At 58.2% G+C, this 12,946-nt stretch carries 11 protein-coding genes; 4 read left to right on the top strand and 7 right to left on the bottom strand.

Annotation, left to right across the window (positions count from 1 at the left end):
• The first annotated feature begins 96 nt into the window (after nucleotides 1-96).
• The 4 genes from ercA to AC1ME2_RS01420 all read left to right on the top strand — a co-directional run bounded on the left by ercA (nucleotide 97) and on the right by AC1ME2_RS01420 (nucleotide 5,127).
• Nucleotides 97-1,260 (top strand): alcohol dehydrogenase-like regulatory protein ErcA, encoded by a 1,164-nt coding sequence (gene ercA, locus AC1ME2_RS01435; RefSeq protein WP_480438868.1) that lies wholly within the window; start codon nucleotides 97-99, stop codon nucleotides 1,258-1,260.
• Complete coding sequence (locus AC1ME2_RS01430) at nucleotides 1,244-2,974, top strand: hybrid sensor histidine kinase/response regulator (protein ID WP_480438867.1); 1,731 nt, start codon at nucleotides 1,244-1,246, stop codon at nucleotides 2,972-2,974. The genes ercA and AC1ME2_RS01430 overlap by 17 nt, the downstream gene beginning before the upstream one ends.
• A gap of 197 nt (nucleotides 2,975-3,171) precedes the next feature.
• Nucleotides 3,172-4,170 (top strand): response regulator, encoded by a 999-nt coding sequence (locus AC1ME2_RS01425; RefSeq protein ID WP_480438866.1) that lies wholly within the window; start codon nucleotides 3,172-3,174, stop codon nucleotides 4,168-4,170.
• A 3-nt stretch (nucleotides 4,171-4,173) separates the two neighbouring features.
• Entirely contained in the window at nucleotides 4,174-5,127 is a 954-nt protein-coding gene (locus AC1ME2_RS01420) for a sensor domain-containing diguanylate cyclase (protein WP_480438865.1), read from the top strand.
• Nucleotides 5,128-5,200: 73 nt separating this feature from the next.
• On the opposite strand, the gene AC1ME2_RS01415 is transcribed toward AC1ME2_RS01420, so the two are convergent.
• The 7 genes from AC1ME2_RS01415 to ribBA all read right to left on the bottom strand — a co-directional run bounded on the left by AC1ME2_RS01415 (nucleotide 5,201) and on the right by ribBA (nucleotide 12,868).
• The gene (locus tag AC1ME2_RS01415) at nucleotides 5,201-6,244 is read right to left on the bottom strand and encodes an LLM class flavin-dependent oxidoreductase (protein ID WP_480438863.1); all 1,044 of its coding nucleotides are present in this window, start codon (nucleotides 6,242-6,244) and stop codon (nucleotides 5,201-5,203) included.
• Nucleotides 6,245-6,304: 60 nt separating this feature from the next.
• Complete coding sequence (locus tag AC1ME2_RS01410; protein WP_480438861.1) at nucleotides 6,305-6,790, bottom strand: flavin reductase family protein; 486 nt, start codon at nucleotides 6,788-6,790, stop codon at nucleotides 6,305-6,307.
• A gap of 754 nt (nucleotides 6,791-7,544) precedes the next feature.
• On the bottom strand, nucleotides 7,545-8,699 hold the full coding sequence (locus tag AC1ME2_RS01405; protein WP_480438859.1) for an ABC transporter ATP-binding protein: 1,155 nt from the start codon (nucleotides 8,697-8,699) through the stop codon (nucleotides 7,545-7,547).
• Nucleotides 8,700-8,716: 17 nt separating this feature from the next.
• Complete coding sequence (locus tag AC1ME2_RS01400) at nucleotides 8,717-9,526, bottom strand: ABC transporter permease (protein ID WP_480438857.1); 810 nt, start codon at nucleotides 9,524-9,526, stop codon at nucleotides 8,717-8,719.
• A gap of 6 nt (nucleotides 9,527-9,532) precedes the next feature.
• Nucleotides 9,533-10,477 carry an ABC transporter permease gene (locus AC1ME2_RS01395; protein WP_480441945.1) on the bottom strand — a complete coding sequence of 315 codons (945 nt, stop codon included), beginning with the start codon at nucleotides 10,475-10,477 and terminating at the stop codon, nucleotides 9,533-9,535.
• Nucleotides 10,474-11,499, bottom strand: a complete 1,026-nt coding sequence (locus AC1ME2_RS01390) for an ABC transporter substrate-binding protein (protein ID WP_480438856.1) — start codon at nucleotides 11,497-11,499, stop codon at nucleotides 10,474-10,476. Before AC1ME2_RS01390 ends, AC1ME2_RS01395 begins: the two co-directional genes overlap by 4 nt.
• A 256-nt stretch (nucleotides 11,500-11,755) precedes the next feature.
• Nucleotides 11,756-12,868, bottom strand: coding sequence for a bifunctional 3,4-dihydroxy-2-butanone-4-phosphate synthase/GTP cyclohydrolase II (ribBA, locus tag AC1ME2_RS01385; RefSeq protein ID WP_480438854.1), 1,113 nt, complete (start codon nucleotides 12,866-12,868; stop codon nucleotides 11,756-11,758).
• Nucleotides 12,869-12,946: the final 78 nt, after the last annotated feature.

The following is a 12,946-nucleotide window of genomic DNA, read 5'->3' as shown; positions in this document are numbered from 1 at the left end:
CTGATATTCCACGAGAGAACAAATGGTCTGATTGCATTCGTCCCGAGATGGTTTAGGCTGGCGCTCATCTCCGATAACAACAAAAACAGGCTTTGTATGGGCCCTAGCATTAGCCAACTGCGTAAATTCGTCTCTCCAGAGATTATTTTCGGCGCCGGCAGTCGCCACAATGTGGGCAACTACGCCAAAACCTTCGGTGCTCGTAAAGTTCTGGTGGTGACCGACCCCGGTGTGATTGCCGCAGGGTGGGTCGCTGATATCGAGGCCAGCCTGCAGGCGCTGGACATCGAATACTGTGTGTACAGCGACGTTTCTCCCAACCCACGGGTCGAGGAGGTGATGCGCGGTGCCGATATCTATCGTGAAAATCACTGCGACGTGATTGTCGCCGTGGGCGGCGGCAGCCCGATGGATTGCGGCAAAGCCATCGGCATCGTTGTCGCTCATGGGCGCAACATTCTCGAGTTCGAAGGCGTGGACACGATTCGAGTGCCTAGCCCGCCGTTGATTCTGATCCCGACCACGGCAGGCACATCCGCTGACGTCTCGCAGTTTGTGATCATCTCCAACCAGCAGGAACGGATGAAGTTCTCCATCGTCAGCAAGGCGGTGGTGCCGGACGTGTCGCTCATCGACCCGGAAACCACGCTGAGCATGGACCCGTTCCTCTCGGCCTGTACCGGCATCGATGCGCTGGTGCACGCGATTGAAGCCTTCGTCTCCACGGGCCACGGGCCGCTGACCGATCCCCACGCGCTGGAGGCCATGCGTCTGATCAATGGCAATCTGGTGCAAATGATCGCCAATCCTGCCGACATCGCGTTGCGCGAAAAAATCATGCTCGGCAGCATGCAGGCCGGGCTGGCGTTCTCCAACGCAATCCTTGGTGCAGTGCATGCCATGTCGCACAGCCTGGGCGGTTTTCTTGACCTGCCCCATGGGCTGTGCAACGCCGTGCTGGTCGAGCACGTGGTGGCGTTTAACTACAATTCGTCGCCGGACCGTTTCAAGGTGATTGCTGAGACCTTCGGCATCGACTGCCGTGGTCTCAATCACCGGCAGATCCGCCAACGTCTGGTGGAGCATCTGATCGCCCTCAAACGCTCCATAGGCTTTAACGAAACCCTCGGCCTGCATGGCGTGAGCATGACGGACATTCCGTTCCTTTCGCAGCATGCGATGGATGATCCGTGCATTCTCACCAACCCGCGTGCATCCAGTCAGCGTGACGTTGAGGTGGTGTATGGCGAAGCCCTCTGAGGCCCAGCAACGAGCCCTCGCGGGTTTACTGGGCCTGGGTAATCATTCAACGCGCAAGAGCCACTATCCGGAGCTGGCTGCGCGCCTTGATGAACTGGAAAACGAGCGCAACCGCTACAAGTGGCTGTTCGAGCATGCGGTTCACGGAATTTTTCAGGCAAACCTGAAAGAAGGTCTGCGCGCAGCCAACCCGGCATTTGCGCGAATGCTGGGCTACGACGATCCGCAAGAAGTGCTGTTTTCCCTGTCTGCCCTTGCCAGCAACCTGTTTGCTGGCGGTGTAGCGGAGTTGGAGAGCATCGGCGAAGTGCTGCAGCGCGAGCGCAGCCTGCTGAGCTATGAAACCCAGTTGCGGCGCAAAGACGGCAGCCATATCGATGTGCTGATGAACCTGTTGCTCAAACCTGATCAGGATGGCCTGGTCGAAGGCTTCGTCGCCGACATCACCGAGCGCAAGTTGGCCCAGCAGCGCCTGCAGCAGCTCAACGATGAGCTGGAGCACCGGGTCATCGCCCGCACTGATGAGTTGCTGGAAGCCAATCGCAATCTGCAGCAGCAGATCGCCCAGCGAGAGCAGATCGAGCGAGCATTGCGTGATGCCCGTGACGCCGCTCAAGCCGCCAATCGCAGTAAAGATAAATACCTCGCGGCCGCCAGCCACGATCTGTTGCAGCCGCTCAATGCTGCGCGGTTGCTGGTCTCAACCTTGCGTGAGCGGCAGTTACCCGCGGCAGAGCAACTATTGGTGGAGCGGACACATCAGGCGCTGGAAGGCGCCGAAGACCTGCTGACGGATCTGTTGGATATTTCCAAACTGGATCAGGCCGCGATCAAACCCGACATTGAGCTGTATCGACTCGATGAGTTGCTGGCACCGCTGGCCTCGGAGTTTCAATCGGTGGCCGAAGCTGCAGGGCTGAACCTGCGGGTACGGATGGGTAATTTTGCGATGCGCACTGATTTGCGCTTGTTGACGCGGATTATGCGTAATTTCCTCAGCAACGCTTGCCGCTATACCGCAGAGGGCAACATCCTGCTAGGCGCCCGGCGACGGGGTGAGTACTTGCGCCTCGAAGTCTGGGATACCGGGCGTGGCATTGCCGAAGACCGCCTCGATTCGATTTTTCTGGAGTTCAATCAACTGGATGTCGGCCGTGCGGCTGACCGCAAAGGTGTGGGCCTGGGGCTGGCGATTGTCGAACGCATCGCTAAGATCCTCGGCTACCGGGTCCTGGTGCGTTCGCAACCAGGGCGAGGCTCGATGTTCAGCATTGAAGTACCTTTGTCGCGTGAGGTTCCACTGCCGGCCAACGTCGTGGCGCAACAGAGTCCTGTTGCGGGCAACCCTCTGCCGGGTTGCCGTCTGCTGGTGGTGGACAATGAGATCAGCATCCTCGAAAGCATGGCTGCACTGCTGGAGCAGTGGGGCTGTGAGGTCTTGACGGCTACCGATCAGGACGGTGCGCTGGCGGTACTGCAAGGGCACGCGCCAGAATTGATTCTGGTGGACTTCCACCTGGATCACGGTGTTATTGGCTGCGACGTGGTAACACACCTTCGCGAACACTTCGCACTCCCCATCCCGGCGGTGATGATCACCGCTGACCGCAGTGATCAATGTCGTCGCTCACTGCAAAAACTGGGCGCGCCGTTGCTGAACAAACCGGTAAAACCCGGGAAGCTGCGTGCGGTGTTGAGTCAGTTGCTTGGCTGAGCATCTTGGTGGTTCTTGAGTACAAAGATTGCATATGCCTGGCGCTCGGGTTAATAAGGTGGGGTTATATCTATAGGGCGTCACGGACTGTCCCCCAAGTATTGGGTGCATAGGTCTGGCCATTTTTTCTTGCGTAAAAAATAGCACCCGTACGTGGGGCTCAGCCCTGAAACTTTTTTGCAGTGAGAAAGAACTCTATGTCCATGATTCCCCTGCTGATATGCGACGACTCCAATATGGCGCGCAAGCAGTTATTGAGGGCTTTACCCTCTGATTGGGGTGTGTCAGTCACGCTGGCGACCAATGGCCTGGAGGCTCTTGAGGCTATTCGTGCAGGGCTGGGGCAGGTGGTGTTGCTGGACTTGACGATGCCGGAAATGGACGGCTATCAGGTGCTGGCCGCGGTGCGTGAAGAAAATCTGCAGGCAAAAATTATCGTTGTATCCGGCGACGTGCAGACGCAAGCGATACGGCGCGTGCTCGAATTGGGTGCGTTGGCGTTCCTGAAAAAACCTGCCGATCCGGACGAACTCAAAAAAACCCTGGAAAGCCTTGGCCTGCTCGGTGTGCCTCAAACGGCTGTTGCCATCGCGCACGAAATCTCTGACTCGGCGACCAGTTTTCAGGATGCGTTTCGTGAAACCATCAACGTCGCCATGGGCCGTGCCGGGGCGTTGCTGGCCCGCGTGCTGGGTGTATTCGTCCAGTTGCCGGTGCCGAATGTGAACATGCTGGAAGTGGGCGAGTTGCACATGGCACTGGCGGATGCGCAGAGCGGCGAGCAACTGACAGCAGTCTGTCAGGGGTACATCGGCTGTGGCATCTCTGGTGAAGCACTGCTGATTTTTCACGGTTCCGAAATCGCGGACATGGCGAAATTGATGCAGCGGGACTCGGCCGAATATTCGGACATGGAAATGCTCCTGGACTTGTCGACGATCCTGATTGGTGCGTGTTTGAGCGGGATCGCCGAACAGATTGACGTGGTGTTTTCGCAGGGACACCCACAAGTACTCGGCGAACAAGGAGGCATCGAAGAGTTGATCCGCATCAATCAACAACGTTGGAAGAAAACGTTGGCGGTGGAAATCAGCTACAGCCTGGAGGGTCACAATATTCATTTCGATCTGTTGATGTTGTTCACCGAAGACTCGGTAGAGCGGCTTACAAAAAAACTCGCCTACGTGATGAGCTGAACCATGAGCAACCATATCGATATTAAAGAGCTTCATTGGCTGCTGACCGTTGTGCAGAGCATTGACGTAGGTGTTGTGGTGTTCGACCGGGATTACCGGGTGCAAGTCTGGAATACCTTTATGGAGAACCGTTCCGGCGTGGTGCCGAACGAGGCGAGCGACCAGTCGTTTTTTACGTTGTTCCCCGAGATCAATGAGGCATGGTTTCGCAAGAAGGTCGACAATGTGGTGACCCTTGGTACGCCTGCGTTCACCATCTGGGAGCAGCGGCCTTATCTGGTGCATTTCAAGAACTACCAGCCGATCACTGGCCGGGAAGACTTCATGTACCAGAACACCACCCTGTTTCCGCTGCGCTCGATCAACAACGAGATTGGTCACATTTGCCTGGTGATCTACGACGTCACCGACGTGGCGACCCACGCACACCAGTTGCAGGCGGCCAATAGGCAGCTCCAGACGTTGTCCAGCACCGACCGCCTGACCGGTTTGTACAACCGTGGTCATTGGGAGGAGGCGCTCAAACTTGAATATGCACGTTACCTTCGTTACGACACGGCCACCACGCTGGTCATGTTCGATATCGATCACTTCAAGCGCGTCAATGACACCTATGGTCATCAGGTGGGTGACAAGGTGATTCAGCTCGTTGCCGAAACCGTGCGCGAGCATATCCGCGATGTCGACGTTGCAGGTCGTTATGGCGGAGAAGAGTTTGCGGTATTGTTGCCCGATACCAACAAGGAAGGCGGCGCGATCTTTGCCGAACGCTTGCGCAAGGCAGTCGAAGCACTGGAGGTCATACACGACGGCCAATCAATCCGCTGCACCATCAGCCTGGGTGTCGCAGACATGAGTCAGCCGACGTCCGACTACAAGCACCTTATCGAATGGGCTGACCAGGCGCTGTATGTTTCCAAGGCCGGTGGTCGCAATCAGGTGTCGGTGCATGAGTAAGGGGGGAGGAGTGAGTTGCTGATAGCGCACAGTCGGACCCCCTGCAGGTCCGACGGTGCACAGAGCTGCCAGCTTATTCGAATGCAGGCATTACCTGCTTGATGAACAGTTCCAGCGACTTTTTCTTCTCGGCATGGGGCAGGCTGTTGTCACACCAGAAGCTGAACTCATCGACCCCTAGCTCCTGGTAATACTTGATCCGTGTGATGACCTCTTCCGGAGTGCCGATCATGGTGTTCTTGTGGATATTTTCCAGCTCGAACTCCGGGCGACCTGCGAATTTCTCTTCCGGGCTCGGCGCCAGGAAACCATTGACGGGCACTTGCTTGTTGCCGAACCAGGCGTCGAAGGTACGGTAGAACCGCGAGATAGCCTTGGCCCCGACTTTCCAGCCTTCAGGGTCGTCCGCACTGTGGATATAGGTGTGGCGCAGCACCATCAGTTGTGGGCGCGGCACGTCCGGGTTGTTGGCCAGGGCGGCGTCAAACTTGTTTTTCAAGTCGAGCACTTCTTCGTCGCCTTTCATCAGCGGCGTGACCATGACGTTGCAGCCGTTCTTCACCGCGAAGTTATGCGAGTCCGGATCGCGTGCGGCAATCCACATGGGTGGATTCGGTTTCTGGATCGGCTTTGGCACGCTGGTGGAGGTGGGGAATTTCCAGATATCACCGTCGTGGGCATAGTCGCCCTGCCACAGCTTGCGCACCGCCGGGACCATCTCACGCAGGTGATTACCCCCCGTAGCGGCGAGCATGCCATCGGCCATGCGGTCGAATTCGATCTGGTAAGCACCACGCGCCAGCCCGACTTCCATTCGTCCATTGCTGATCACGTCAAGCAGGGCACATTCGCCAGCGACGCGCAAAGGATGCCAGAACGGCGCGATGATCGTGCCGGCGCCCAGGTGGATTGTGGTGGTGCGGGCCGCGAGGTAGGCCAGCAGCGGCATAGGGCTCGGAGAGATGGTGTATTCCATGGCGTGGTGTTCGCCGATCCAGACCGTACGGAAGCCACCGGCCTCAGCCATCAGGGTCAATTCGGTCAGGTCTTCGAACAATTGGCGATGGCTGACTTCCTCATCCCAGCGCTCCATATGCACGAACAAAGAAAATTTCATGACGCATTCCTCAAGTCTTTTTAGTGGGCCTGTCAGGTGCAGGCATGCGACGGTTTCGGGTCAAGCAAAGGCTGGCAGTGCGCCCATCTTGCCGCGGCAGTACACCAGCGGGCGCGTCTGCTGCGCCGGCACGATCAAGTTCTGCACGGCACCGACCATGATGGCGTGATCGCCGCCTTCGTACTCACGCCACAGCTCACACTCAATGATGGCTGTGGCGTTGTTCAGCAGCGGATTACCCAGCTCGCTGAGCGTCCATTCGATGCCTTGCGCCTTGTCCTTGCCTTTGCGGGCGAAGGCATAGGCTTCAGTCTGCTGCTCGCCGGAAAGAAAATGGATGGCGAAGCGCTTGTTCTTGATCAGTACCGGGTAAGAGTCGGAACTGTAGTTGGGGCAGAACAGCACCAAGGCCGGTTCCATCGACAGCGAACTGAAAGCGCTGGCCGTCAAGCCGACGATGTCGCCGTTGTCATCCAGCGTGGTAATCACCGTCACGCCGGAGGGGAAGGAACCCATGACTAATTTGTAGACATTCGCATCGATCATTGGATTTTCCTCGGTAAGACAGCGGCGCACAGCGCTTTATTGGATGTTTTGTATGTCTGATGGTATACCGTAATACTGTGTTTGCAAGTGATTTTTGGGTGAGGTGATGAACGTCTGTGTTGGCTGTAATGAGCGTATCGACCTGTTCGCAGGCAAGCCTGCTCCCACAGGATTTTTATCTGCCTTTGGGATTTGGAGTGAATTGAGTATCGAATTACGGCAAGGCCCCGTTTCTAGGAGGCCGAGCGCAGGCGTTGCGCAGGGGGTAACGAGGCAAGGATGCCGAGTAAGCCGCACGGGGCCAGGGACGGCCCCTTGCGGCGGCCCCCGGAGCAACGCCGGAGCGAGGGTAGTCTGAGCCTAAGCGAAGACCCGTATGGCGGGGCAAGCGTTTTGGGGTACCTTTTTGGCGTTTGAAAAAGGTTCCTCGCTGTAAGAGCGAAACCGTGATTCCAGCACACAAAAATGCCGGATATGCACATCAAGACCAGCGCCAACACATTGTTTTTGAAAGATTAAAAGTCTTTTTGATAGGTGCTGAAGAAGGCTGCGGTCGACTGGGGAACGGTCGCGGCTGTTGATCTTGATAAGGTCGTTCTGGTCGAGCGCGATTCCGACCTATCGCAGCCTTCGGCAGCTCCTACACAGGATTTATGACCGACCTGGATCCCTGTGGAAATTCATTCGCGAAGCAATGTATTAGGCAAAAAAAAGCCGACGCCTGGGTAGAGGCGTCGGCTAGACGGGGAGGGGGTTAGTGTGCGCCAGCCGCCTTGTTCAGGTCGCTTTCGGTCCATTGGGTATAGATACAGGCATCGGCTGCAGCCCAGCGCACACGCACTGGGTCACCCTCTTTGAGTGGCATCCCAGCGGCAGACAACGCCTTGACGGTCATCGCTGTGCCGCCTGCGGTAACGACGCTGCAGGTCTGGCTCTCGCCGAGGAACAGCACTTCACCCACCTTGGCCGCCACTTCGTTCCAGCCTGCCGCGAGGGGCTCGCGACTGGCCTGTTCGACGCTCAGGGCCAGGGCCTTTTCCGGGCGTACCATCAGCAGCACGTCCTGACCGGTCTGGAGCCCGGAGGTCAGGCGGATCGACAGGGGTTGGCCTTCAAAGACCCCCACAGCATTGCCCTGGGCCTTGAGCTTGAGGAAGTTCGAGTTACCAAGGAACGATGCAACGAACGCATTCGGTGGGTTCTGATACAGGTCATAACCGCTGCCCAGGCCGACGATCTTGCCATGGCTGAAGATTGCGATGCGCTGAGACAAGCGCATGGCTTCCTCTTGGTCGTGGGTCACGTAAACGATGGTGATGCCCAACCGACGATGCAGCTGACGCAGTTCATCCTGCAAATCCTCCCGCAGCTTTTTATCCAGCGCACCGAGGGGTTCGTCCATCAGCAGGATGCGCGGCTCGTAGACCAGCGCTCGGGCAATCGCCACGCGTTGCTGCTGGCCGCCTGACAGTTGCGAAGGGCGGCGATGGGCAAACTGCTCGAGTTGAACCAGCTTGAGCATGGCGTCGACCCGGCGTTCGCGCTCGGCGCTGGCGAGTTTGCGGATGACCAGCGGGAAACCGATGTTGTCACGTACCGACAGGTGCGGAAACAACGAGTAGCGCTGGAACACCATGCCAATATCGCGCTTGTGCGGCGGTACGTTGACCAGCGACTGGCCATTGACCAGGATCTCCCCGGAGCTGGGCGTCTCGAACCCCGCCAGCATCGACAGGGTGGTGCTTTTGCCGGAGCCGCTTGAGCCAAGGAAGGTCAAGAACTCTCCGTTCTGGATATCCAGCGAGATGTTGTCCACGGCGGCGAAGTCGCCGTAATGCTTGTTCAGGTTGCGCAAGCTGACCAGGGTCTTGTTGTCCTGTTGCGCAGGGTCTTTGATCACAGCACTCATGTCGTACTCCTAGGCGCTCAGGCGCTGACTTCGTTGCGCCGGCGCACAGCGGCGGCGATCACCATGACCAGCACCGACAGCGCGATCAGCAGCGTCGAGGCGACGGCGATCACAGGTGTCAGGTCCTGACGCAAGGTGGTCCACATTTTTACGGGTAAGGTTTGCAGGGTCGGGCTGGCCATCATCACGCTCAGTACCACCTCGTCCCACGACACGAGGAAGGCGAACAGGGCGCCAGCCACCATGCCCGGGCGAATCGCCGGGAACGTCACCCGGAACACCGCTTGCAGGCGTGAAGCCCCGCAGATCACGGCAGCGTCCTCGATCGACTGATCGAACAATTTCAGCGAGTTGATGATCGAGATGATGGTGAACGGCAACGCGACGATCACGTGGCTGACCACGAACGCAAACATCGTCCCGGTGTAACCCAGCTTGAGGAACAGCGCGTACACCGCCACGGCGATGATCACCAACGGTACGATCATCGGCAGGGTGAACAGGCCATAGAGCATTTCCCGGCCCCGGAAGCGTCCGCGCACCAGGGCAAAGGCGGTCGGTAAGCCCAGCGCCACGGCAAAAATCGTGGTCAGGACGGCGACCTTGAGGCTGACGAAGGCTGCGTCCATCCAGTCAGGATTGGAGAAAAACTGGCTGTACCACTTCAGCGTCCAGCCCGGCGGCGGGAACACCAGCCACTGAGACGAACCGAACGACAGCAGCACGATGAACACAATGGGCAGCAGCAGAAATAGCGCAATAGCCCCGGTCGTGAGGTAAAGGCCTAAACGCATGCGCCGGCTCATCGCATTGGCGGTCAATAACATGATGGCTTACCTCGAGTTGCTGGAGCCGACCGGGGATTCCGGTTGCAGCTTCAGGTAGAAGTAGAACAACACCAGGGTGATCAGGATCAGCAACGCTGCGCCTGCACTGGCCAGGCCCCAGTTGAGGAAGGACTGCACCTGCAGGATGATGAATTCCGGCAGCATCATGTTCTGCGCACCGCCGAGCAGCGCTGGCGTGACGTAGTAACCCAGAGACATGACGAATACCATCAACCCACCAGAGAACAGCCCCGGGCGACACAGCGGCAGGAACACCCGGAAAAAGTTGCTCCACGGACTGGCGCCACAAATGGAACCGGCCTGCAGGACCATCGGGTCAATCGCTTGCATGGTGGCCTGCAGCGGCAGGACGATGAACGGGATCATGATGTAGCTCATGCCGATCACCACCCCGGTCAGGTTGTGCACCATTTCCAGGGGTTGATCGATGATGCCCATGGCCATCAAGGCTTTGTTGATGACCCCTGAAGCCTGGAGCAGTACCAGCCAGGAATAGGTTCGCGCCAACAGGCTGGTCCACATCGACAGCAAGACGATATTGAGTACCCAGCGCCCCCAGCCACGAGGGACCAGGGTGATTGCCCATGCCAGCGGAAAACCCAGCAGCAGACTGAATACCGTTACCAGCCCCGCCACGGAGAAGGTGTTGAACATCACGCGAGCGTAAGCGGAATTGGCGAACAACTCAGCGTAGTTACCCAGCCCTGGCGTGGGTTCAAGTACCCCGCGCAGCAACAGGCTGATCAGCGGTGCGAAGAAAAACAGGCCGAGGAACAGCAGCGCCGGAATCAGGTTACTGGCACCGCGCCAACGGTGTGCCAATGGAGTTGAATCCTTCATTGCCGCAGCCTTGCCTGAAGCCGAGCCGGCGGCGTCAGAGACGCCCCCGACCGGAGTGGATTGACGGGACGCTATGGCCGTCATTTTCATTTGAGCAGCCATTCGTTCCACCGTGTCGCGATGGCCTGACCATTCTTGGCCCAGTACGCGAAGTCGAGAGTGATCTGATCCTTAGCGTAGGCAGTCGGCAGGTTAGGTGCCAGTACTGAGTCCAGACGTTGCACGCTGTCGGTGTTGACCGGAGCATAGGCGGTCAGGTTAGAGAAATCGGCCTGGCCTTTGGCGGAGCTGGCGCTGGCCAGGAAACGCATGGCCGCATCCTTGTTTTTCGAGCCTTTAGGAATGACCAGGAAGTCAGCCATGACCAGGTTCTGTTTCCAGCTCACACCAATCGGTGCGCCATCTTCTTGCAATGCATGGATCCGGCCGTTCCAGAACTGACCGAGGCTGACTTCGCCGGAGGCCAGCAGTTGTTGGGATTGCGCGCCGCCGCCCCACCAGACGATGTCTTTCTTGATGGTGTCGAGTTTCTTGAACGCGCGATCCAGGTCCAGCGGATAGAGCTTGTCAGCAGGCACGCCGTCGGCCAGCAGCGCCAGTTCAAGCACGCCTGGGCTCGGCCATTTGTACAGGGCGCGTTTGCCTGGGAAGGTCTTGGTGTCAAATAACGCTGTCCAGTCCTGTGGCGCCTTGCCGCCCAGCTTGCCCTCGTTGTAACCGAGGACGAAGGAGAAGAAGAACGAACCAACGCCATAATCGGAGACGAAGCGCGGGTCGATCTTGTCGCGCTGGATAACCTTGAAGTCCAGCGGTTCAAGCAGGCCTTCAGCCGCTGCGCGCAGGGCGAAATCAGCCTCTACATCGACCACGTCCCATTGCACGTTGCCACTTTCGACCATCGCCTTGAGTTTGCCGTAGTCGGTCGGGCCGTCCTGAACCACCTTGATCCCGCTGGTTTTGCTGAAGGGATCGGCCCAGGCCTGCTTTTGCGCGTCCTGAGTAGAGCCGCCCCAGCTGACGAAACTCATGCTGTCGGCGGCGATGGCCGCGTTGCACGTCACTGCCAGTAAGCTTGCCGCAAGTACCGCAGCTGCACGTTTATTCAACACCATTTTCACGCCCTCATTTGTTGTGTTTTGAGCGGGCTGTTGACGCCCGCCTATCGGGAGCAGTAGGTCCATCGGAGCCTTGAACATTGACCGTGCCAGGGGCTGTTGTTGTGTGCTGTCCCTTTCAGGTGCACCTGGAAAACTATCCGGTCGATGGAATATCATATTATGGTATTCCAAACTTTCTGCAAGGGCTGCACCGTACCGATTGTCTGTAGCTGTGCTGTTTTTTTGCTGTGTGTGCTTTTTTTGGGGCGTGTTACACCCCCACAAACGGAATGCTTTCCACCACTTCCAGGTTGTACCCGGTCAATCCTGCGTACTTCAGCGGCGGCCCGAGGTGACGCAGTTTGCCGACGCCGATGTCTTGCAGAATCTGTGCCCCGGTTCCGACTTCTGAATAGATCCGCGATTGTGAGCGGGTATATTGCCGGGGTGGCTGGGTCAGTTGCGGAATCCGCTCAAGCAGCGCCTGCGAAGATTCGTGGTTGGCCAACACCACCACCACGCCGCAGCCTTCTTCGGCCACTTTTTGCAGCGCAGCCCACAGCGTCCAGTTCGACGGTCCGGTGTATTCGGCACCCACCAGATCGCGCAGTGGATCGATCACATGCACGCGGACCAGGGTCGGGTTTTCGCGACGAATATCGCCCATGACCATGGCCATGTGGACGCCGCCTTCAATCCGGTCCTCATAGGTGATCAGCCGGAAAGTACCGTGAACGGTCGGCAGTTCGCGCTCGCCAATGCGGGTGATCGTGCGTTCGGTGCTGAGGCGGTGATGGATCAAGTCGGCGATGGTGCCGATCTTGATGCCGTGTCTGGCGGCGAACACCTCAAGGTCGGGACGGCGGGCCATGGTGCCGTCATCGTTCATCACTTCGACGATCACGGATGCCGGGGTAAAGCCTGCCAGGCGCGCAAGGTCACAGCCGGCCTCGGTATGCCCGGCGCGGGTCAGCACACCGCCTTCCTTGGCCCGTAACGGGAAGATATGCCCCGGCTGCACCAGGTCTTCTGCTCGGGCGTTGGCGGCGACAGCGGCCTCGACGGTGCGTGCGCGGTCAGCAGCGGAGATCCCGGTGGTGACACCGCTGGCGGCTTCGATGGATACCGTGAACGCGGTGCTGAACACACTGCCATTGCTCGGCACCATCTGCTCCAGACCCAGGCGCTGGCAATGTTCGTCGGTCAGCGTAAGGCAGATCAGGCCGCGTGCTTCCCGGGCCATGAAGCTGATTGCCTGAGCCGTGCAGCGGTCGGCGGCGAGCAGCAGGTCACCTTCGTTTTCTCTATCCTCATCGTCGACCAACAGCACCATTTTGCCTTGGCGGTAATCTTCGATGATCTCTTCGATGCTGTTGAAGGCCATGTGTGGGGCTCTCTGTATAGCGAATGGTAGTGGGTTTGTTTTTCTGGTATACCATAATACAAATTAAACCGAAATAAC

Source organism: Pseudomonas sp. ASL9 (assembly GCF_056680335.1).
This window is presented reverse-complemented; position numbering and strand designations above follow the sequence as displayed.

Excerpts from the sequence above, each read along its gene's own strand:
- ercA (WP_480438868.1), top strand. The coding sequence starts at position 97 with ATGGGCCCTAGCATTAGCCAACTGCGTAAATTCGTCTCTCCAGAGATT.
- AC1ME2_RS01430 (WP_480438867.1), top strand. The coding sequence starts at position 1,244 with ATGGCGAAGCCCTCTGAGGCCCAGCAACGAGCCCTCGCGGGTTTACTG.
- AC1ME2_RS01425 (WP_480438866.1), top strand. The coding sequence starts at position 3,172 with ATGTCCATGATTCCCCTGCTGATATGCGACGACTCCAATATGGCGCGC.
- AC1ME2_RS01420 (WP_480438865.1), top strand. The coding sequence starts at position 4,174 with ATGAGCAACCATATCGATATTAAAGAGCTTCATTGGCTGCTGACCGTT.
- AC1ME2_RS01415 (WP_480438863.1), bottom strand. The coding sequence starts at position 6,244 with ATGAAATTTTCTTTGTTCGTGCATATGGAGCGCTGGGATGAGGAAGTC.
- AC1ME2_RS01410 (WP_480438861.1), bottom strand. The coding sequence starts at position 6,790 with ATGATCGATGCGAATGTCTACAAATTAGTCATGGGTTCCTTCCCCTCC.
- AC1ME2_RS01405 (WP_480438859.1), bottom strand. The coding sequence starts at position 8,699 with ATGAGTGCTGTGATCAAAGACCCTGCGCAACAGGACAACAAGACCCTG.
- AC1ME2_RS01400 (WP_480438857.1), bottom strand. The coding sequence starts at position 9,526 with ATGTTATTGACCGCCAATGCGATGAGCCGGCGCATGCGTTTAGGCCTT.
- AC1ME2_RS01395 (WP_480441945.1), bottom strand. The coding sequence starts at position 10,477 with ATGAAAATGACGGCCATAGCGTCCCGTCAATCCACTCCGGTCGGGGGC.
- AC1ME2_RS01390 (WP_480438856.1), bottom strand. The coding sequence starts at position 11,499 with ATGGTGTTGAATAAACGTGCAGCTGCGGTACTTGCGGCAAGCTTACTG.
- ribBA (WP_480438854.1), bottom strand. The coding sequence starts at position 12,868 with ATGGCCTTCAACAGCATCGAAGAGATCATCGAAGATTACCGCCAAGGC.